16 protein-coding genes are annotated in these 21,927 nt (G+C 55.4%); 10 read left to right on the top strand and 6 right to left on the bottom strand.

Annotation, left to right across the window (positions count from 1 at the left end; all coding sequences use genetic code 11):
• Positions 1 to 5 precede the first annotated feature (5 nt).
• On the top strand, positions 6 to 551 hold the full coding sequence (locus tag EOS97_RS07985) for a hypothetical protein (protein WP_000390373.1): 546 nt from the start codon (positions 6 to 8) through the stop codon (positions 549 to 551).
• Positions 552 to 597: 46 nt separating this feature from the next.
• On the opposite strand, the gene glpD is transcribed toward EOS97_RS07985, so the two are convergent.
• Positions 598 to 2,106 (bottom strand): glycerol-3-phosphate dehydrogenase, encoded by a 1,509-nt coding sequence (gene glpD, locus EOS97_RS07980; RefSeq protein WP_000448178.1) that lies wholly within the window; start codon positions 2,104 to 2,106, stop codon positions 598 to 600.
• Positions 2,107 to 2,304: 198 nt separating this feature from the next.
• On the opposite strand from glpD, the gene glpE reads away from it, so the two are divergent.
• The 3 genes from glpE (at position 2,305) to EOS97_RS07965 (ending at position 4,389) form a co-directional block, all read left to right on the top strand.
• The gene (gene glpE, locus EOS97_RS07975) at positions 2,305 to 2,631 is read left to right on the top strand and encodes a thiosulfate sulfurtransferase GlpE (protein WP_000434523.1); all 327 of its coding nucleotides are present in this window, start codon (positions 2,305 to 2,307) and stop codon (positions 2,629 to 2,631) included.
• 75 nt (positions 2,632 to 2,706) lie between these two features.
• Entirely contained in the window at positions 2,707 to 3,537 is an 831-nt protein-coding gene (gene glpG / locus EOS97_RS07970; RefSeq protein ID WP_000928702.1) for a rhomboid family intramembrane serine protease GlpG, read from the top strand.
• Positions 3,538 to 3,630: 93 nt separating this feature from the next.
• On the top strand, positions 3,631 to 4,389 hold the full coding sequence (locus EOS97_RS07965) for a DeoR/GlpR family transcriptional regulator (RefSeq protein ID WP_000815085.1): 759 nt from the start codon (positions 3,631 to 3,633) through the stop codon (positions 4,387 to 4,389).
• On the opposite strand, the gene rtcR is transcribed toward EOS97_RS07965, so the two are convergent.
• Positions 4,386 to 5,969 (bottom strand): RNA repair transcriptional activator RtcR, encoded by a 1,584-nt coding sequence (gene rtcR, locus EOS97_RS07960; RefSeq protein ID WP_001232874.1) that lies wholly within the window; start codon positions 5,967 to 5,969, stop codon positions 4,386 to 4,388. The two genes, EOS97_RS07965 and rtcR, sit on opposite strands and share 4 nt — an antisense overlap.
• Before the next feature lie 189 nt (positions 5,970 to 6,158).
• Here rtcR and EOS97_RS07955 point away from each other — a divergent pair, with 189 nt between their 5' ends.
• From EOS97_RS07955 to EOS97_RS07940, 4 genes are all read left to right on the top strand, one after another.
• Positions 6,159 to 7,712 carry a TROVE domain-containing protein gene (locus tag EOS97_RS07955; RefSeq protein ID WP_000013006.1) on the top strand — a complete coding sequence of 518 codons (1,554 nt, stop codon included), beginning with the start codon at positions 6,159 to 6,161 and terminating at the stop codon, positions 7,710 to 7,712.
• A gap of 345 nt (positions 7,713 to 8,057) precedes the next feature.
• A complete protein-coding gene (gene rtcB, locus EOS97_RS07950) occupies positions 8,058 to 9,272 on the top strand; it encodes an RNA-splicing ligase RtcB (protein ID WP_127836213.1) in 1,215 nt (404 codons plus the stop codon).
• Positions 9,273 to 9,275: 3 nt separating this feature from the next.
• Positions 9,276 to 10,310 carry an RNA 3'-terminal phosphate cyclase gene (gene rtcA / locus EOS97_RS07945; protein ID WP_000101026.1) on the top strand — a complete coding sequence of 345 codons (1,035 nt, stop codon included), beginning with the start codon at positions 9,276 to 9,278 and terminating at the stop codon, positions 10,308 to 10,310.
• Positions 10,307 to 10,867, top strand: coding sequence for a hypothetical protein (locus EOS97_RS07940; protein WP_000220922.1), 561 nt, complete (start codon positions 10,307 to 10,309; stop codon positions 10,865 to 10,867). Before rtcA ends, EOS97_RS07940 begins: the two co-directional genes overlap by 4 nt.
• 114 nt (positions 10,868 to 10,981) lie before the next feature.
• On the opposite strand, the gene malT is transcribed toward EOS97_RS07940, so the two are convergent.
• Positions 10,982 to 13,687 carry an HTH-type transcriptional regulator MalT gene (malT, locus tag EOS97_RS07935; protein ID WP_000907043.1) on the bottom strand — a complete coding sequence of 902 codons (2,706 nt, stop codon included), beginning with the start codon at positions 13,685 to 13,687 and terminating at the stop codon, positions 10,982 to 10,984.
• Between the two features lie 594 nt (positions 13,688 to 14,281).
• On the opposite strand from malT, the gene malP reads away from it, so the two are divergent.
• Both malP and malQ read left to right on the top strand, forming a co-directional pair.
• Positions 14,282 to 16,675: a maltodextrin phosphorylase gene (gene malP / locus EOS97_RS07930; RefSeq protein WP_000082257.1), complete on the top strand. Its 2,394-nt coding sequence runs from the start codon at positions 14,282 to 14,284 to the stop codon at positions 16,673 to 16,675.
• A gap of 9 nt (positions 16,676 to 16,684) precedes the next feature.
• On the top strand, positions 16,685 to 18,763 hold the full coding sequence (gene malQ, locus EOS97_RS07925; RefSeq protein WP_000428707.1) for a 4-alpha-glucanotransferase: 2,079 nt from the start codon (positions 16,685 to 16,687) through the stop codon (positions 18,761 to 18,763).
• 118 nt (positions 18,764 to 18,881) lie between these two features.
• On the opposite strand, the gene gntT is transcribed toward malQ, so the two are convergent.
• The 3 genes from gntT to gntX form a co-directional block, all read right to left on the bottom strand.
• Positions 18,882 to 20,198 carry a gluconate transporter gene (gene gntT / locus EOS97_RS07920; RefSeq protein WP_001131741.1) on the bottom strand — a complete coding sequence of 439 codons (1,317 nt, stop codon included), beginning with the start codon at positions 20,196 to 20,198 and terminating at the stop codon, positions 18,882 to 18,884.
• Positions 20,199 to 20,574: 376 nt separating this feature from the next.
• Complete coding sequence (gene nfuA / locus EOS97_RS07915) at positions 20,575 to 21,150, bottom strand: Fe-S biogenesis protein NfuA (RefSeq protein WP_000619387.1); 576 nt, start codon at positions 21,148 to 21,150, stop codon at positions 20,575 to 20,577.
• A gap of 58 nt (positions 21,151 to 21,208) precedes the next feature.
• Positions 21,209 to 21,892, bottom strand: coding sequence for a DNA utilization protein GntX (gene gntX, locus EOS97_RS07910; protein ID WP_000958735.1), 684 nt, complete (start codon positions 21,890 to 21,892; stop codon positions 21,209 to 21,211).
• Positions 21,893 to 21,927: the final 35 nt, after the last annotated feature.

The following is a 21,927-nucleotide window of genomic DNA, read 5'->3' as shown; positions in this document are numbered from 1 at the left end:
ACTAAATGGAAGATGTTAAATTATATGTGGAACGGGTAGGTGTAGACCCGGCCAGTGGCGCTGATATTCGTATTGCACGGCGTGAATCCACTTCGTGGCATAAAGATATTGTTGCTGAGCTGATTAATCAGGTTCTCCGGTGTGGCGCGGCATTAATCATCGTCGCTGTGCTGACCGCCTGCGATGATCGCCAGGTAAGCTATTTTCCTGATTATGCCGCCATACCGGAGCAATCCGGTATCTGGACCTGGCTACCTGTGTTCTTTCCATCGTCCGCCAGTGAAATAGAGATGACGTTTAACCTGGACAGCAATCTTTTTTATGCTGAATTTAGCGTGGCCGACGGTGATAAACGTGCGCATTTTGAAAGCGTGCTGGGGGAGGAGAGCGTGGTTCATTATGCCAACTTTCCTCATAAAAGCTGGTGTAAAACGGGGAAAACTCTCTGGAATAGCGAAGCGCGGGCAAAACCCTTCTTTATTACCCAAATAAGTGTCGATCGCTACCGTATCACTAATCATATGCCCGGCTGTACAAAACCCGGCGAGTGAATGCGGTATGTGGCGAAAAGGGCGGTATAAACCGCCCCGGATTTTATTACGACGCCAGTGAAAGTTGGTGTTTCTCAACATACGCCGCCAGCCACTGGGTGATGCGGGACTGCTGCTCGGCGGTCAGCCACATGCCTTCTTTGGTGCGACGCCAGATAGCATCTTCAGTACGGCGCACCCATTCGTGATCCACCAGGTACTTGAGTTCCGCTTCGTAAAACTCATGACCGAAATCTTCGCCTAAATCAAGCAGCGACGTGGCTTCGCCGAGAATCCACTCCGTGTTGCTGCCGTAAGTGCGCGAATAGTGGCGCGCCAGCGATTCCGTCAGGAACGGATAACGACGACGCAGCTTCGCCGCGTAATCTTCGCGGCTGCCGTCGATGTCGCCGCCGGGCAGTACGCACGTTTTGGTCCATGCCGGCCCGATGCCTGGATAATAAGACGCCAGTTTTTCCATCGCATGTTCGGCCAGCTTACGGTAGGTCGTGAGCTTACCGCCAAACACGGAAAGCAGCGGCGCTTTGCCGTTTTCATCATGAATATCAAGGGTATAATCGCGAGTGATCGCCTGCGGTGAGTCGGACTCATCATCGCACAGCGGACGGACGCCGGAGTACGTCCAGACGATGTCATCGCGCCCCAGTTGTTTCTGGAAGTGCGCGTTATAGACCTTCAACAGGTAATTAATTTCGCTCTCTTCAATTTTTACCGCTTTCGGATCGCCTTTATATTCGACATCGGTTGTGCCAATGATCGAAAACTCTTCCATCCACGGAATGACAAAGACGATACGCTTATCTTCGTTTTGCAGAATATACGCCTGCTTCTGATTATGGACGCGCGGCACGACGATATGGCTGCCTTTGATCAGGCGGATGCCATACGGCGACGGCAGGTGCATCCCTTCGTCGAAGAACTGTTTGACCCACGGTCCGGTGGCGTTAACCAGTCCGCGCGCCTGCCAGACATATTTTTTACCGGTGTCGATATCTTCCGCTTCGACAATCCACAGGCCATTTTCCCGACGAGCGGCGGTTGCGCGAGTACGGGTAAGGACTTCGCCGCCTTTACGCACCACCATCTGTGCGTTAGCCAGCACCAGACGCGCATCGTCTACCCAGCAGTCGGAATATTCGAATCCGCGCACGATTTCAGGTTTGAGCACCGAATCTGCGCCAAACCGCACACCGGTGGAACCGGGTAAGCTGGTACGTTTGCCGAGGTGATCGTACATAAACAGACCGATGCGGATCATCCAGGCTGGACGTAAATGCGGGCGGTGCGGCAGACGAAAACGCATCGGGAAGGCGATGTGCGGCGCCATTTTCAACAACACCTCACGTTCTGCCAGCGCTTCGCTGACCAGGCGGAACTCGTAGTGCTCAAGGTAGCGTAAGCCGCCGTGGATAAGTTTCGAACTGGCGGAAGAGGTTGCGCAGGCCAAATCCTGCGCTTCCAGCATGAGTACGGACAAACCGCGTCCGGCGGCATCAGCCGCGATGCCTGCACCGTTAATGCCCCCGCCTATCACGATCAGATCTTTGGTTTCCATGCTGCCCTCTTGCACTTTCGTTAAAGTTCAAAAATGTTCGTTATCGAACATAATAGCAAAGAAACGCGCTATTGGTAACATCGAAAAAACATTTTAGAGTGATATGTATAACATTATGGCGTTAAGCTACTCCGTCAACGTACACTGGGCGATAAAATGCCTTAATTGGCTTCACCGGCAATAATGAAAGAGCGATTCATGGAACAATTTGAATGTATCACTGTAGAAGAGGCGTATCAGAAACTGCACCAGGGCGCGGCGGTGCTGGTCGATATTCGCGATCCGCAAAGTTATGCCATGGGTCATGCGCCGCAGGCGTTTCACTTGACTAACGATACGCTGGGCGCGTTTATGCGTGAGCATGGTTTCGATACCGCCGTGATGGTAATGTGCTATCACGGCAACAGTAGTAAAGGCGCCGCGCAGTATCTGCTCCAGCAAGGCTATGATGCGGTTTACAGCATTGACGGCGGGTTTGAGGCCTGGCATCGCCGTTTCCCTGCCGATGTCGCGAATGGCGCGTAATCCCATAAAGATGCAGCCTCCGACGAGAAGGGTATATATACTGTCTTCTTTTGTATGGACTAAGCGACAGCAATAATGTTGATGATTACTTCCTTTGCGAATCCTCGCGTGGCGCAGGCATTTGTTGATTACATGGCCACCCAGGGCGTCATTCTTACTATTCAGCAACATAATCAAAGCGATATCTGGTTGGCAGATGAATCGCAGGCCGAACGTGTGCGGGTCGAGCTGGCGCGGTTTATAGAAAATCCCGGCGATCCGCGTTATCTGGCGGCTAGCTGGCAGTCCGGGCAGACTAACAGCGGGCTACGCTATCGCCGTTTTCCCTTTCTCGCCACGCTGCGTGAACGAGCCGGCCCTGTTACCTGGATCGTGATGCTCGCCTGCGTGCTGGTCTATATCGCGATGAGTCTCATCGGCGATCAGACGGTGATGGTGTGGCTGGCGTGGCCGTTCGATCCGGTTTTAAAATTTGAAGTCTGGCGCTACTTCACCCATATCTTTATGCACTTCTCACTGATGCATATTCTTTTTAACCTGCTGTGGTGGTGGTATCTCGGCGGGGCGGTAGAGAAGCGCCTGGGCAGCGGTAAATTAATCGTCATTACGGTGATAAGCGCGCTGCTAAGCGGCTATGTACAGCAGAAATTTAGCGGCCCGTGGTTTGGCGGACTGTCTGGCGTCGTCTATGCGCTGATGGGGTACGTGTGGCTGCGCGGAGAGCGCGATCCGCAAAGCGGAATTTACCTCCAGCGCGGCTTAATTATTTTTGCATTATTGTGGATAGTCGCTGGTTGGTTTGACTGGTTTGGCATGTCTATGGCGAACGGCGCGCACATCGCCGGGCTTATCGTCGGTTTAGCGATGGCCTTTGTTGATACGCTGAATGCGCGAAAACGAACGTGAGGCGTATCCGGCCTGTGGTCGAGATATTTTTCCAGGCCGGGTAGGGCGAATGCCGCTATCCGGCGCAAGGTTGGTTACTTTCAGAGATTATTCATGAAACAAACACAACGGCATGACGCGATCATTGAACTGGTGAAAAAACAGGGGTACGTCAGTACGGAAGAGCTGGTGGAGCATTTTTCTGTCAGCCCGCAAACCATTCGTCGGGATCTTAACGATCTGGCGGAACAGAATATGATTTTGCGCCACCACGGCGGCGCGGCGTTGCCCTCCAGCTCGGTGAACACGCCGTGGCACGATCGTAAGGCGACGCAAACGGAAGAAAAAGAGCGCATCGCTCGCAAAGTCGCGGCCCAGATTCCCAATGGTTCAACGCTGTTTATTGATATCGGCACGACGCCGGAAGCCGTAGCGCACGCCCTGTTAGGGCACAGTAATTTGCGGATCGTGACCAACAATTTGAACGTAGCGAACACGCTAATGGCGAAAGAGGATTTTCGTATTATCCTCGCCGGCGGCGAACTCCGCAGCCGCGACGGCGGCATTATTGGCGAAGCGACGCAGGACTTTATCGCCCAGTTCCGTCTCGATTTCGGCATTCTCGGTATTAGCGGTATTGATAGCGACGGCTCGTTGCTGGAATTTGACTACCATGAGGTACGCACCAAGCGCGCGATTATCGAAAATTCGCGCCACGTGATGCTGGTGGTGGATCACTCTAAATTTGGCCGTAACGCGATGGTAAACATGGGCAGTATTAGTATGGTCGATGCGGTCTACACCGATACCCTGCCGCCGCCGGGCGTGATGCAGGTGTTGACGGAGAACCATATTCAACTGGAGCTGTGTTAATTCTGTAAAACGTCCCACGTCAGCCCAAAACGCGCCAGGTACTTACGCAGCCGGTCAGCGTCATTCACCGTGGCTTTCCCCTGACGGGAAACGTTGAATAGCTGCCGCCCGGCGTCGGAAAGGGTTTTCGCCTGGCGGCAGACCGCAACGACGTTTTCCAGTTGCATACGGTCAAACAGATCCAGCGCCGTTGCGTCAATGCCCGGCAGTCCGTCGAGCGCGGAGGGGCGATGGTCATTCCAGCTATAGCGCAAACGCGCGATTTCATCGTCTACCGTTTCGACCGTGATTCGCCCGTTGTCCGCCAGCGTCGCCATGCGGGTGACGCTGGCGGAGAGTTCGCGGAAGTTACCGCGCCAGGCGGCCTGCGGCGAGGTGGCGAAGCTCAGCCAGGCGCGGCGCGCTTCGGTATTAAAACGCACGCTGTCGCCGGTTAGCGCCGCGTGGCGTTCCAGTTCGTAGTCAAGGTTTGGTTCAATATCTTCCTGGCGCTGACGCAGGCCCGGTAGTTCGAAGGTCCAGAGATTAATGCGCGCGTACAGGTCTTCGCGGAATGTCCCCTCCGCCACTCGCTGGCGCAGGTCGCGCACCGTGCCGGCAATCAACTGGAAATCGCTGCTGACCTGCTGGTCGCTGCCGAAAGGGTAAAAGCGTTTCTCTTCAATGGCTTTCAGCAACATGGCCTGTTCATCCGCGCCCAGCTCTCCCACTTCGTCAAGAAACAACATGCCGCCGTCGGCGCTGCGCAGCAACCCTGCACGCTCCTCTCTCGCGCCGGTAAACGCCCCCTTAACGTGGCCGAACAGCGCCGACATCGCCGTGTCGCCGCGCAGGGTGGCGCAGTTCACTTCGACAAACGGGCCGCTGAACTGGTGGCGGGCCAGTTTTAGTTCATAGATGCGACGGGCGAGAAACGACTTGCCCGCGCCGGTCGGGCCATTGAGCAGGATTGGCGAACGGGAGCGTATCGCGACGCGCTCAATTTGCTCAATCATCCGGTTGAAACACGGGTTGCGGGTTGCAATACCGGACTTCAGGAAGTTGAGCGTCTCCTCCCGCTCCTGGGCGAAGCGGGTGGCGATGTCATTGTAGCGGCTGAGGTCGAGGTCAATAATCGTCACGTCGCCCGTGCTATGCGATTTATCTTTTTTGCGCGGCGGCGAGGTCTGCGCTAATCGCGCCGGTAGATAGCGCGCTTCCGCCAGCAGGAACCAGCAGATCTGCGCGACGTGGGTGCCGGTGGTGATATGAATCAGATAGTCTTCATCTTCGGGATGAAAGGTATGGCTGCGGGCGAAATCGTGCAGGCAGGCGTAAACCTCTTCGAAGTCCCACGGGTTGCGGATCGCGATTTCTACGCCGACGACTTCCGTTTCCGGCGAGACGCTGGCGATATCCTTCTTTAATCCTTCAAACAGCGAGCGAGAGCGGGCATCGTACAGCAGTTCCAGGCGGTGAACGACCAGCGTCTCCTGCTGACACAGACACAAAGTAGGGCGCCATTTTTCCCAACGCTGACTGCCGCGTCCTGCATAGTCGAGCACCGTGCCGACAAAACCAAAGGCCACCGTTTTTCGCATCTTAGATTTCCTTCTAAAAGACGAGATAATTTTATCGCTTTTTAATGGCTGCCGTGCAGGCATTTTTCTTTCATCTGAACGTTAAATAAACAAAGTATTTAAAAATCAATAAATTATAAAATAATTTATTTTCTGGCACGCTGGTTGCAATAACTCTGGCATGGAGAATAACGGAAATGGGAAAAACAAATGGCTAATCCACTTTTGTTCCGTTCGCTGTTAAGGGACGCGCCGCTGGCCAACGCCAGCAATCAGCAAGGCGCAGCGGCCTTTGCCTTCACCCCGCGCCATAAACTGGCGCAAATGGTGATGACCGGCTGCATGAACGAGACTTTTTATGCCAGCGGCCAGGCGCAGCTAAATGATGTTCTGGCGACGGCGAAAGATCTCGACGATCTGTTTTTAGCGCAACTGGCGATTTATGGCCGCGAACGCGGGATGATGAAGGATATGCCCGCGCTGTTGACCGCTATTCTGGCGGCGCGTGGTTCGGCGCTGCTGCCGGTAGTATTTGCGCGGGTGATCAACAATGGCCGGATGCTGCGTAACTTTGTGCAAATGTTACGCAGCGGCGTGACCGGACGGCGCTCGCTGGGGACGCGGCCAAAGAAGCTGGTGCAGCGTTGGTTGCAGAACGCCAGCGAAGAGCGCTTATTGCAGGCATCGGTGGGCAATACGCCGTCGCTGGCGGATATCGTCAAAATGGTGCACCCACGGCCGCAGGCGGCGTGGCAGGAAGCCTTCTTCGCCTGGCTGATTGGTAAGCCGTGCGATAAGACGCAACTGCCGGAAAAAACGCGCGCGCTGCTGGCGTTTCGTGAAGGCGACATGGGCGCGGCCTTACCCGATGTGCCGTTTTTACTGCTGACCAACGCGCCGCTGAGTCGCGAACAGTGGGCACAACTGGCGCAGCGGATGAGTTGGCAAACGTTGCGGATGAATTTGAATACGCTGGCGCGTCATGACGTGTTTGAGAATACAACGCTTGCCGCCAGCGTGGCGCAGCAGCTGGCGGACAGAGCGCAGGTGCGCCAGTCCTGGGTTTATCCTTATCAGTTGCTGTCGGCGTGGAGCAATCTGCAAAGCGGCGTGCCGCAGGTTATTCGCGAGGCTTTAGCGCAGGCGATGGAGTACGCGCTGGAGAACATTCCGCCGTTTCGCGGCAATGTGGTGGTCTGCCCGGACGTGTCGGGGTCGATGAAGTCGTCGATAACCGGCTATCGCAAGGGGGCGACCAGTAAGATCCGCTGCGTGGACGTTGCCGGGCTGATCGCCGCCGCCGTGCTGCGTAATCATCCGCAGGCCCGCGTGCTGCCGTTTGAATGCGATGTGGTCGACGTGCGGCTTGATGCGCGCCAGTCGGTCATGCACAACGCGCAAAAGCTGGCGGCGGTTGGCGGCGGCGGCACCAACTGCTCCGCGCCGCTGCGTAGGTTGTTGAACGAGCGGGCGCGGGTGGATCTGGTGATTATGGTGTCGGATAACGAATCGTGGGTTGATAAATCGCGCCATGGCTCAACGGCCACCATGGAATGCTGGATCGAACTGAAAAAGCGCAACCCGCAGGCGCGCCTGGTGTGTATCGATCTGCTGCCTTACGGCACCACGCAGGCGGCGGAACGAAGCGATATTTTGAACGTCGGCGGCTTCAGCGACGAGGTGTTTACGGTGATAGATAACTTTGTTAACGGTCGCTATGGCAGCGCGCACTGGCTGGAAGAGATTGAAGCCGTGACGCTGTAAAGAGTATTCAGCGCGGCGCGAATGCTGGCCGGGATTACATCTTTCCCGATGCGTATCATCCCGGCTATGAATTTGTCGCGCGGCGCTGAAGGCACGAATGCTGGTGGATCTACACCTTGTATGGCCAGACGCAGGTTCGAATCCTGCCGGGGCTTAGCCCTGTAGCTCAACGGTAGAGCGGGTGATTCACCTTAACTTGTCGTGCCACCCTATTTTGGCGAATGCCTGTGGATCTACATTTGTTGCGGGTTCGAGACCCGTCAGAGCCCGGCTCTGTAGCTCAATGGTAGAGCGGTGTATTCACATAAACTTGTCGCCACCCTAATGATTAAAATGAGAAAAATGATGAATTACGAATTAATGACCACCCAGAACGCACCGGTAAAAATGTGGACCAAAGGCGTACCGGTAGAAGACGATGCCCGTCAGCAGCTGATCAATACGGCGAAAATGCCGTTTATTTTCAAACATATTGCCGTTATGCCGGATGTGCATTTGGGGAAAGGATCGACCATCGGTAGCGTGATCCCGACGAAAGGGGCGATTATTCCGGCGGCGGTGGGCGTGGATATCGGTTGTGGAATGAACGCGCTGCGTACCAGCTTAACGGCGGCCGATCTGCCGGAAAATCTGGCGGAACTGCGTAACGCCATAGAGGCCGCTGTGCCTCACGGGCGTACCACCGGACGCGGGCGTCGCGATGTGGGCGCATGGGGAAACCCGCCCGCCAACGTTGATGAAAAATGGGCGCAACTGGAAGCGGGATATCAGTGGTTAACGCAAAAATATCCGCGCTTTTTGAATACCAATAGCTATAAGCACCTGGGAACGTTGGGAACCGGTAACCACTTTATTGAGATCTGTCTGGATGAAACCGATCGGGTATGGATCATGCTGCACTCCGGTTCGCGCGGGATCGGTAACGCCATCGGCACCTATTTTATCGGCCTGGCGCAGCAAGAAATGCAGGAGCAGTTAGAAACGCTGCCGTCCCGCGATCTGGCGTATTTTAATGAAGGAAGCGAATATTTTGACGATTACCTGAAAGCGGTACACTGGGCACAGCAATTCGCCAGCCTGAACCGCGAGGCGATGATGGAAAACGCGCTGGCGGCGCTCCAGCGCTGCGTGGAAAAACCGATCGCCCTCGATATGGACGAGATCAACTGCCACCATAACTATGTGCAAAAAGAGCAGCACTTTGGCGAAGAGATCTATGTGACGCGTAAAGGAGCGGTTTCGGCGCGGCGCGGTGAGTTCGGTATCATTCCCGGTTCGATGGGGGCGAAAAGCTTTATCGTGCGCGGGCTGGGTAACGAAGAGTCGTTCTGTTCGTGCAGCCACGGCGCCGGGCGTGTGATGAGCCGAACGAAAGCGAAGAAACTGTTTAGCGTTGACGATCAGATTCGCGCCACCGCGCATGTCGAATGCCGTAAAGATGCGGACGTGATCGACGAGATCCCAATGGCGTATAAAGACATTGATGGGGTGATGGGGGCGCAGTCTGACCTGGTGGAAATCATGTACACCCTGCGGCAGGTGGTGTGCGTTAAAGGATAGAAAATGGCAAGGATCATCGCGCTGGATGGCGCACAGGGAGAGGGCGGCGGGCAGATTTTGCGCTCGGCGCTGAGTTTATCAATGATAACCGGCCAGCCGTTTGAAATGAGCGGCATCCGCGCCGGGCGCGCTAAACCGGGGCTGCTACGCCAGCATTTAACGGCGGTGCGGGCGGCAACGGAAATCTGCGGCGCGCAGGTGAACGGCGACGAGCTGGGCTCGCAACAGTTGCGTTTTACGCCGGGGCCGATTCGCGGCGGCGAGTACCGTTTCGCGATTGGCAGCGCGGGCAGTTGTATGCTGGTGCTGCAAACCGTCCTGCCCGCGCTGTGGTTTGCTGACGGTTCATCCCGCGTGGAGGTTCACGGCGGGACGCATAATCAGGCCGCGCCCAGCGCCGATTTTATCTGCCGCGTCTGGGAGCCGCTGTTGGCGAGGATGGGCATCAACCAGCGTACCACGCTGATAAAACACGGCTTTTATCCGGCAGGCGGCGGCGCGGCGGCAACGGTCGTCGAACCGGCAGCGTCTTTACGCGGTCTGACGCTGATATCGCGCGGCGAGACGCGGCGTATCACCGCCGAAGCTTTGCTGGCCTCGGTGCCTCACCACGTTGGCGAACGTGAAGTCGCAACGCTGGAAGCCTACTTCCCGCTGGCGGAGAAAAACGTCGTTGCGCTGGAAGGCGGCTGCGGGCCGGGCAATGCGCTGTTGCTGATGATCCAAAGCGAACAGTTGACCGAACTGTTCGCCGCGTTCGGCGTAAAAGGCACCAGCGCGGAAGCGGTAGCTAATCAGGTTGCGCATGAAGCGCGGCGCTATCTCGCAAGCCCGGCGGCGGTGGGAGAGCATCTGGCCGACCAGCTGATTTTACCGCTGGCGCTGGCGGGCGAAGGCGCGTTTACCGTGGCGCGGGCTTCCGCTCACTTGCTTACCAATATTGCGGTGGTGGAACGGTTTTTGCCGGTAACGTTCAACCTGGAGGAGGCGAGGGAGATGGTGCAGGTTATGGTAAGTAAAAAGGATAGCGGATCATGACATACCACGCTGATTTCCTTGATGCTGAACAACGCGTTGCTGACGCTATCCCGGAGAGGGATGTTAATCCCTTTTCCGGCCCTTCAACGATGCGGCGAAGAGTGCTGGTGAGTCAGGACGGCGAGCCGGTTATCGTGCTGTGTCTTTTTGTCGCGCTGGAAGAGGGGCGCTGGATCGTTGAGCAGTGCTTCAGCGGCATCATGAATAATGATAAGACTATTGCGATATTATACGGTCAGCACGTTCACTTATTTGATACGGATTCACATCAGGTTAAAAGCCTGTTTCTTGATGATTATGTTGGCCATATTTATTCAATACCCGATGTTTGGGATCATAAGACCTCGCTGAGCGAGAATTTCCTGGTCACAACCTTTCAGTATACGTTTCTTATCAACGTGAGTTCCGGCATTATCTGGCGATCGGAACCGTGTGGTATTGATGGCGTCATTATTCATGATATCCGGGAGGGTATTATTTATGGCAGTGGCGAATGGGACCCGCCGGATGGATGGGCGCCATTTAACCTGCGGCTGAGCGACGGCCATCGGGCCTGAAGCCAACTCAGCGTCTGGATTTACGTTTATGCTCCCGGCCTACAAAACCAGCAATATCAATATGATTTAAAATGACTCTGCAGGCCTGATAAGCGAAGCGTTATCAGGCACACGTTAAACCCCGTACCCCATCATCTTCAGCAACTGCTGCGCGTGCTGTACCGCGTCCTGGCGGTGCGCGACGCCGAGTTTCTGGTAGAGGTTGCGGATATGCGTCTTAATGGTGGTCGCGGCCACCGCCAGTTCACCGGCAATTTGTTCGTTGCTATAGCCTGAATAGATAAGCCCTAACACCTGCCATTCACGCTGGGTGAGCGGGCTGGTGCGAATAAGCTCCGGGACATCCGGATGGTTAAGCAGGCGCTCGACGAAGCCTTCGTCAAAATGGGCGAATTTATGCCGGTGATGTTGGTTAATCTCTCGCAGGATGCGCTGCGCGCGATGCTGCTCCATCTCCGGCAGCGTATTGAGCTGGATAAGCTGACGCAATTGTTGCGCCATGGCTTCGCCTTCAATCACAAAATGGCTGATAAATCCGGTCCGGTTGGCGAGCTGTAAGGCATCAAGCAATACGCGCTGGGCATCGTTTTTCCGCCCGGATTGCCAGTAAAGCTGATTGAGTAACAGCAGATTGCGGTTTAAATCGCTCATTAAGCGCAGGCTACGGGCATTCTCATTTAACTCTTCCAGCACGATTTCCGCAGGCTCGAATTCGCCCAGCAGGATCTGCGCGCGGGCGATATTCCGCCATTGCCCTTGCAGAAAATGGTTATTGGCAAACGCCGGTTTTGGCGTATGGCGTAACCAGTTGGCGGCGGATTTCTTGTCACCGGTTAACTGCCAGTAAATGACACGCACTTTATCAGCGTTAGAGATCCAGTCGCAGTGATAACGACCATTGCCTAATAAATTTTCCAGTCGGTTAAGCTGACTACGGGCATTATCCAGATCGCCGCGCGCCAGCGAGCACTGCACCAGTAACGTCAGGCACTGCAACTGTTGTTGCGGCTGGAAGGTGGACAGCACAGCGATACCGCTGCGCGCCGAGGCTTCCGCTTCGTCAAGGCGCGCCCACGCCCACAGCAATTGCGCGCGGATACGTACCAGAAACTCATGCATCGGCAGTTGTTCCAGATGTTGCTCTTTGATCAACTGGAAGGCTCTCTCCTGCGTTTCCCATGCGGCCTGCAGGAATCCCTGGGCGAACTGAATTTCGCTTTGTTGAATTAAGCTCCACAGCGCGTAATGCCAGACGTCATGATGGCGCGCCATTTGTTCGGTTTGCTGCATCAGCGATAAAGACTGGCTGAGATCGCCTTTACAGTGCAGCACTTCGCCGTGAACGGAGGTCGCGACAATGCGGCTATAAAACCAGGCGAGAGGAAGCTCATCCAGCGCCAGTTTCGCCAGCCGCTCAGCCTCCTCCGGATTGCCGTCGTTGATGGCGACCTGGGCGCGCAGCGCGTTAAATTCAGCATGCAGCGTGCCGTCCATAACCCCTTTGATCTCTTGCTCGGCGCGCGCCAGCAACGTATTCACTTCGCTGTAGCGGTGTTGGCTTTGCATCAGCCAGGCCTGTAACAACACCAGCCGCGGATTTTCCAGCAGGCTTTCCCACGGCAGCGCTTTTAATGACTCTTCCAGCAGCGCCAGTTCACTGTGATTAAACAGCCCCCACGCATGGTTAAGCAGGATATCGCGCAGCATTTGCGCGTCACCCGCCGCCAGCGCATGATGTATAGCTTCGCTGGGAAAACCCTGTTCCATCCAGCTTTCCGCGGCCGCACGGTGGATCTCCGGCAGTTCCGCCGCCAGTTCCCACTGGCAACGCTGGCGCAGAAAGCTACCAAACAACGGGTGATAGCTGAACCATTCGCCCGTGTCGTCCATGCGTTGCAGGAATAACCCCTGGCGCTCAATCTCCTCCAGCCGCATCTGGCCGTTTTCTTCGCCGGTCACGCGCACGATCAACGCGTCATTCATTGAGCGTAAAATCGCGCTTTTAAGTAAAAAATGTCGGGTGCTGACATCCACGTTATCCAGTACTTCGTCCACCAGATAATCAGAAAGGTGGCTGGCATTAATCCCGGCAAGACGGCGGGCGGAGTGATGCGCAGAGGTATGGTTCTGGCGCGCGGAGAGGGCGATCAACTGTAGCGCAGTGGCCCAACCGGCCACATCGTCGCACATGCGGCTGCTCTCAGAGGCTTCAATGGGCGACGAAAGACGACGGTCAAAAAATTGCTTTGCTTCCTGATGGTTAAAAGCCAACTGCTGGCTACCGATTTCCAACAGCTGATCGCGCACGCGCAGGTTAGCGATGCCCAGTTGCGGCAAATTACGCGATAACACCACCAGGGTGAAATTTTCCGGCTGATGCCGTAAGAAAAAGCGCATCGCGTCGTGAATCACCGGATTGGTAATCAAATGGTAGTCGTCAATCACCAGATAAAGCGGGCGATGCCACTGCGCCAGTTCAATAAAGAGCTGCGCGAAGAGGGACGTCAGGCTGGCATACTGACGTTTTTGCGCCATCGCTTCGCTGGTAGAGCAGTGTCCGCCGGTGGCCTGTTGGATAGCGGCAATTAAGTAACTGGCGAATCGCTCTTGCTGGTTATCGCCTTCGTCGAGAGAGTACCAGCCTAATTCATTTTTGCCCGCCGCCCACTGTGAGACAAGCGTGGTTTTCCCATAGCCAGCAGGACTGGTTACCAGGGCGAGCCTGAAATTGTTCGCGCCGGAAAGTTTAGCCAACAGCCGCTCACGAACCACGGTATGGTCGAGACGAACCGGACGACTTAATTTAGACGGAATCAACATAGCAATCACTTCACTGTGGGAAATGGGGGGAACTGCGATTTTTTTTGCGCTTCGTAATTAATAGATATAAGGTCGGCCAGAAAGCATTTTAATGCAAGCTAAGCAGACTTTTTATGTGTCTGAATTTGCACTCTGTCACAATTCTAAATAACGATATTAAAAAAGTATTCGGCGCGGTTGAAACGAGCGTCAGAGCTGGGCTGAGGTCATATTTCCGTTATTGTAAATAATGTCCTGGACATCATCCGGATTTAACACAATGGCGATACCAGGCGTTTAATTAATTATGTTTAGTGAGTGAATCTCCCGCCGCTGAATATTTCAGGTAAGAAACTATTTCGGCGTTCATATAATCTTTCGAAAATACCCCTTCGCGATTTACTGTTATTTCTGTTTATTCATTTGATTATGCGTAACACTGGGTGTCGTTGACAGGAATCGGCGCGTTTATACAGGGGTAAGTGGCGGCGATCACACTTTTATGCTCATCCCCGCTCCTCCTCCCTCCCTAATCAGTGCCGGGAGGAGGAAGGTCAACATCGAGCCTGGCAAACTAGCGATAACGTTGTTTTATTACCCGAGGACGGATTTCCTATGTCACAGCCAACCTTCAATAAAGATCAATTCCAGGCCGCCCTGACGCGTCAGTGGCAGCGTTTCGGTTTACTGTCGGCGTCCGACATGACGCCTCGTCAGTGGTGGCAGGCCGTTAGCGGCGCGCTGGCGGAATTACTGAGCGCGCAACCGGTAGCGCAGCCGACGAAAGGCCAGCGTCATGTGAACTACATTTCGATGGAATTTTTGATTGGCCGCCTGACGGGAAATAACCTGTTAAATCTGGGATGGTACCAGGACGTTAGCGATGTACTGAAAGCGCACGATATTAATCTGACCGATCTGCTGGAAGAGGAAGTCGATCCGGCGCTCGGCAACGGTGGTCTGGGACGTCTGGCCGCCTGCTTCCTCGATTCGATGGCCACCGTCGGGCAGTCCGCTACGGGCTATGGTCTGAACTACCAGTATGGGCTGTTCCGTCAGTCATTTGTTGAGGGCAAGCAGATGGAAGCGCCGGATGACTGGCATCGCGGCAGCTATCCGTGGTTCCGCCACAACGAGGTGCTGGACGTCCAGGTTGGGATCGGCGGTAAAGTCACCAAAGAAGGGCGCTGGGAGCCCGGTTTTGTGATTACAGGCCAGGCCTGGGATCTGCCGGTGTTAGGCTATCGTAACGGCGTCGCGCAACCGCTGCGTTTGTGGCAGGCGACCCACGCCCATCCGTTTGATCTGACCAAATTCAACGACGGCGCTTTCCTGCGGGCGGAACAGCAGGGTATCGATGCGGAAAAACTGACGAAGGTGCTTTATCCCAACGATAACCATACGGCGGGTAAAAAACTGCGCCTGATGCAGCAATACTTCCAGTGCGCCTGCTCGGTAGCGGATATTCTGCGTCGCCATCATCTGGCCGGACGCAAACTGCATGAGCTGGCGGATTACGAGGTCATTCAGTTGAACGATACTCACCCGACCATCGCCATTCCGGAACTGCTGCGCGTGCTGATTGACGAGCACCAGCTGAGCTGGGATGACGCCTGGGCTATCACCAGCAAAACCTTCGCCTACACCAACCACACCCTGATGCCAGAAGCGCTGGAGTGCTGGGACGAGAGGTTAATCAAAGCGCTGTTGCCGCGTCATATGCAGATTATCAAGCAGATTAACGACCGCTTTAAGACGCTGGTCGATAACACCTGGCCTGGCGATAAGCAGGTATGGGCAAAACTGGCGGTGGTGCACGACCGTCAGGTACGCATGGCCAATATGTGCGTGGTCAGCGGCTTTGCGGTCAACGGCGTGGCGGCGCTGCACTCCGATCTGGTGGTGAAAGATCTGTTCCCGGAATATCACCAGCTTTGGCCGAACAAATTCCACAATGTCACCAACGGCATTACGCCGCGTCGCTGGATCAAACAGTGCAATCCGCAGCTTGCGGCGTTGCTGGATAAAACGCTGAAAAAAGAGTGGGCTAACGATCTCGACCAGTTGATCAACCTCGAAAAATACGCTGACGACGCGAAGTTCCGTCAGCAGTATCGCGACATCAAGCGGGCGAACAAAGAGCGGCTGGTGAAATTCATCAAGGCCCGTACCGGGATTGAGATTTCAAGCAACGCGATTTTTGATATTCAAATCAAACGTCTGCACGAGTACAAACGTCAGCACCTGAACCTACTGCACATTCTGGCGCTGTACAAAGAGATCCGCGAAAACCCGCAGGCTGACCGCGTACCGCGCGTATTCCTGTTTGGCGCGAAGGCGGCGCCGGGCTATTACCTGGCGAAGAACATCATTTTTGCTATCAATAAGGTTGCGGAGGCCATTAATAACGACCCGGCGGTGGGTGATAAGCTGAAGGTGGTTTTCCTGCCGGATTACTGCGTCTCGGCGGCGGAAATGCTCATTCCGGCGGCGGATATTTCCGAGCAAATTTCTACTGCCGGGAAAGAGGCGTCCGGCACCGGCAACATGAAACTGGCGCTGAACGGGGCGTTGACAGTGGGAACGCTGGACGGCGCTAACGTTGAAATCGCTGAGAAGGTGGGTGAAGAGAATATCTTTATCTTTGGCCATACTGTGGAAGAGGTCAAGGCGCTCAAAGCCAAAGGCTACGATCCGGTGAAATGGCGTAAAAAAGACAAAGTGCTGGATGCGGTGCTAAAAGAGCTGGAAAGCGGTCAATACAGCGATGGCGATAAACATGCCTTTGACCAGATGCTGCATAGCCTCGGCAAACAGGGGGGCGATCCGTACCTGGTCATGGCGGACTTCGCCGCTTATGTCGAGGCGCAAAAGCAGGTGGATGCGCTGTATCGCGACCAGGAAGCGTGGACGCGCGCCGCGATCCTCAATACCGCGCGCTGCGGTATGTTCAGTTCCGATCGCTCTATTCGCGATTATCAGGCCCGTATCTGGCAGGCAAAACGCTAAGGGAGCGCGATGGAAAATAAACGTCTCGATAGTGCCGCGCTGGCGGCGGGGATCAGCCCCAGTTACATCAATGCTCATGGCAAACCGCAGTCTATTGGCGCTGAAACCAAGAGACGTTTGCTGGCGGCGATGCACGGCACGACAACAGGACCACAGGCGGTTGTGCCGAATGTGAAGGTTTATACCGCGGGTAAAAAAATGGCGTTGCCGGTAGAGGGGCATGGTGAGTTTGCCTGGCTGCTGACTACGGAAGAGGGCGTGCATTACAAAGGGCGCGTGACGGGCGGTAAAAAACTTAACCTGCCGGCTACGTTGCCGGAGGGCTACCACACCCTGACGTTGACCCAGGATGAACAGCGTACGCACTGCCGGATTATCGTCGCCCCGCCGCGATGCTATGAGCCGCAGGCGCTGCTGGAAGGGAAAAAACTGTGGGGGGCCTGCGTCCAGCTTTATACTCTGCGTTCAGAAAAAAACTGGGGTATTGGCGATTTCGGCGATTTGAAGTCGATGCTGGTCGATGTGGCGACACGCGGCGGCGCGTTTATCGGCCTGAACCCGATCCACGCGCTTTATCCGGCGAATCCGGAGAGCGCCAGTCCCTACAGCCCCTCGTCTCGTCGCTGGCTGAACGTGATATATATCGACGTCAACGCCGTCGAAGATTTCCGCCTGAGCGAAGAGGCGCAGGCATGGTGGCAAATGCCCGCCACACAGCAAAAGCTGCGACAGGCGCGCGATGCGCAATGGGTGGATTACGCTACCGTTACCGCGCTGAAAATCACGGCGCTGCGGATGGCGTGGACGCGGTTTGCCGCTCGCGACGATGCGCAAATGGCGGAGTTTCGTCACTTTATCGCCCGCGAAGGCGAGAGCCTTTACTGGCAGGCGGCATTCGACGCGCTGCATGCGTATCAGGTAAAAGAGGATGAGCAGCGCTGGGGCTGGCCAGCCTGGCCGGAGGCGTACCAGTCGGTAGAGTCTCCCGCTGTAAAACAATTCTGTGAAGCGCACCGCGAAGAGGTGGAGTTTTACCTCTGGCTTCAGTGGCTGGCCTGGCGCCAATTCGCCGCCTGCTGGGATACCTGCCAGAGTTTTAAACTACCGATTGGTCTGTACCGCGATCTGGCGGTTGGCGTAGCGGAAGGCGGCGCGGAAACCTGGTGCGACCGGGAGCTGTACTGCCTGAAAGCATCTGTCGGCGCGCCGCCGGATATCCTCGGCCCGCTCGGTCAGAACTGGGGGCTGCCGCCAATGGACCCGCATATTATTGTCGCCCGGGCGTATGAGCCCTTTATCGACCTGCTGCGCGCCAATATGCAAAACTGCGGCGCGTTGCGCATTGACCATGTCATGTCGTTGCTGCGTCTGTGGTGGATACCGTATGGCGAAACCGCGGATCGCGGGGCATATGTTCAGTATCCGGTTGACGATCTGTTGGCTATTCTGGCGCTGGAGAGCCAACGTCACCGCTGTATGGTGATAGGCGAAGATCTGGGGACGGTGCCAGTTGAGATTGTCGGCAAGCTGCGCGATAGCGGGGTCTATTCTTATAAAGTGCTGTGGTTTGAAAATGACCTTGAGAAAAACTTCCGCGCGCCAGGCGCGTATCCGCAACAATCGATGGCTGTCGCCTCGACGCACGATCTCCCCACGCTGCGCGGCTATTGGGAATGCGGTGACCTGACGTTGGGTAAAGCTCTGGGGCTTTATCCGGATGAAGTGATTCTGCGCGGGCTGTATGAGGATCGCGAGCGGGCGAAACAGGGGCTATTGGACGCGCTGCATAAATATGGCTGTCTACCAAAACGCGCCGGGCATAAGGCATCGTTAATGTCTATGACGCCAACGCTAAATCGCGGGCTTCAGCGCTACATCGCCGACAGTAACAGCGGTCTGTTGGGGCTTCAGCCGGAGGACTGGCTGGATATGGCCGATCCGGTTAACGTACCGGGCACCAGCGATCAGTATAAAAACTGGCGGCGGAAGCTCACCGCCACGCTGGAGCAGATGTTTGCCGATGAGGGTGTAAACAAGCTGATTAAGGACTTGGATAAGCGCCGAAAAGCGGCCGCGAAGAAGAAGTAATAAAGCCGGGGATTTCCCCGGCTTTATGATGGTGAGAGCACGTAGGCCTGATAAGCGCAGCGCCATCAGGCAATCCTGGCGCACATTGCTGCCTTATCCGGCCTACAATCCGTCTCGCTTAAACCACCATACCCAGTAGCAGACAGCCGATCAGGCCGCAGACGGAGATGATCGTTTCCAGCATCGACCAGGATTTAATGGTCTCGCCGATAGTCAAATTGAAATACTCTTTGAACAGCCAGAAGCCCGGGTCGTTGACGTGAGAGAAAATCACGCTCCCGGAACCGACTGCGATAACCATCAGTTCAGGGCTAACGCCGGTAGTGGCGATCAGCGGCGCCGCAATGCCGCCTGCGGTAATCGCCGCGACAGTCGCAGAGCCCAGCGCGATACGCAGCACCGCCGCGATAGACCACGCCATCAACAGCGGAGAGACATTGGTTTCATGCATCATTGAAGCGATGTATTTATCCACGCCGCTATCGACCAGCACCTGCTTGAACGCGCCGCCGCCGCCGATGATCAGCAGCATCATGGCGATAATTTTGATGGAAGAGACCAGCGTATCGTTAATCTGATCCATTGAACGCCCGCGGTTCAGGCCAAAGGTGAACATCGCAATCAGTACGGCAATTAACGTAGCCATTACCGGGTCGCCCAGGAACTCGGCAACGGGCAGGAAAGCGTGGCCTTTTGGCAGAATCATCTCGGCAACCGCACGCATCGCCATCAGAATCACCGGAACCAGCGACGTCCAGACGCTGACGCCAAAGCCCGGCATCTCTTCTTCCGTAAAAGTTTTCGCGCTGTACAGGCCTTCCGGGATCGGCTTATCGATGCCTTTCAGGAAACGGGCGTAAACCGGTCCGGCAAGGATCACGGTCGGGATCGCCAGAATCGTACCAAACAGCAGCGTCTTACCCATATCGGCATGGAAAATCGTGGCGATTGCGGTTGGACCCGGGTGCGGCGGCAGGAAGCCGTGTGTGACGGAGAGCGCCGCGGCCATCGGCACGCCGACGTACAGTAACGGGATATTCGCCGCTGCGGCAATGGTGAATACCAGCGGCAGCATCAGAACGAAGCCCACTTCATAGAACAGAGCGAAGCCGACGGTAAAGCCGGTTAACACTACGGCCCACTGAATATGCTTTTTACCAAATTTCGCGATCAGGGTAGTGGCGATACGTTGAGCGCCGCCGCAGTCGGCAAGCATTTTGCCCAGCATGGCGCCGAACCCCATAATCAGGGCCAGACTGCCAAGCGTACCGCCGACACCGGCTTTGATGGAGCCGATGACTTTATCCAGCGGCATTCCCTGCATCAACCCGACAGCGAGCGCTACCAGGACAAGGGCGATAAATCCGTTCATTTTGAAGCGGATCATCAGAAGAAGTAACAAGATAACACCGATAGCAACGATGACTAATGGCATGATTTACCTGGCCTTTACTTTGTTATGGGTAACGTCATTGTTTCGACGACAAATTCCTGTTGTTCCCGACGGGAACAGAGTCGCAATAGCACCAATACTGATTACCGTTGAAACGAATGAGCGTAGTCAGATGTTATATGGATGTTAGGTGCCCATAAGAATGATACGGGTAACATATGGGTGTTGAAAATGACCCTGGCAGGCAAAATTTAAATTATGAGACACAGGTCATGTTATCGGCGAAAGAAGAAGGACCATTGTTCTGAGATGTGGCTGATAGCGCCGGATGGCGGCGTATACGCCTTATTCGGCCTACGGTGGGGCAGACAAGGCCCGACAGGCGCAAGCGCCATCGGGCATGGATGCGGGGAAAATCTTAGTAGTAGGAGTGCTCGCCGCGCTGGTGTTCGGTCAGATCGCGAACCCCTTTCAGTTCCGGGAATTCATTCAGCAACTGTTTCTCGATCCCTTCTTTCAGCGTGACGTCAACCATCGAGCAACCGTTACAACCGCCGCCAAACTGCAGAATTGCATAGCCTTCATCGGTAATTTCCATCAGCGAGACGCGACCGCCGTGGCCCGCCAACTGCGGGTTAATCTGCGATTGCAGAGCATATTCCACGCGCTCCATCAGCGGCGCGTCATCGGCCACTTTGCGCATCTTCGCGTTTGGCGCTTTCAATGTGAGTTGAGAACCTAGCTGGTCGGTCACGAAATCAATTTCCGCGTCTTCCAGATAGGGCGCGCTCAGCTCGTCGACATAAGCGGTCAACAGGTCAAATTTCAGTGCAGTATCGGTGGCTTCTACGGCGTCGGGCGGACAATAAGAAACACCGCACTCTGCGTTAGGAGTGCCGGGATTAATGACAAATACGCGGATTTGCGTCCCTTCTTCCTGATTTGCCAGCAGTTTGGCAAAGTGCGCTTGTGCAGCATCGGAAATACGGATCATAGTAATGGCCTAATAGTTGACTATTTTAGTTGGTTATAATACGCCCATCATTGAGGCTCTACAAGGTTCGACACAGGCACCATACCTGGACAGTCGCTGCGCCGTTGCGCAAAAGCAGTTGCGCGATTTCCGCGACGGTACTTCCGGTAGTGACGACATCATCCACAATAACCATATGGAGACCCTGTACCGGCAATTCAAGGCGAAACGCGTTTTTCAAATTGCGTTTACGTAACCTGGCGCTGAGATGATGTTGTGTTGCGGTCGCCCGTACCCGCGTGATGGTCTGGCTGTCCCATGCGCAGCCAAGCCAGCGCGCTAACGGTTGGCATAACAGATCGCTTTGGTTAAATCCCCGCCGCCAGTGTCGGCGCGACCAGAGCGGAACGCTGACGATTCTGTCGGGAAGCTGCAAGCCAGTGCTGCGGCGCGCCATGAGGACTTCCTGCAACAGTAGACGCGCCAGTGCGACGGCAATTTCGCTGCGGCGGGTAAATTTAAGCTGATGCACCAGTAAACTCAAGGGCGGCGTATAGTCACTGACGCTCACCAGACGCTGCCAGGGCGGAGGTTTTTGCAGGCAGCGACCGCAGGGGAGCGAAGGATGCGCGGCAGGTAATCCGCATTGCGGACACAGACTGACGCGCTGGCGGACGGCGCGCGCGCATACGGAACAAATCCCCCAGTGGCTTAACGCCAGCGGCATTCGGCATAGCCAGCATAATCCCGGTACTGTTAGCATAGGTGCATCCTTGTTAGACAAAAGAGAACAGTAAC

It is taken from the genome of Salmonella sp. SSDFZ54 (assembly GCF_004010735.1).
In the GTDB taxonomy this organism is placed as follows: domain Bacteria; phylum Pseudomonadota; class Gammaproteobacteria; order Enterobacterales; family Enterobacteriaceae; genus Salmonella; species Salmonella enterica.
The sequence above is the reverse complement of the archived record's forward strand: the minus strand, read 5'-3'. Positions and strand labels throughout refer to the sequence as shown.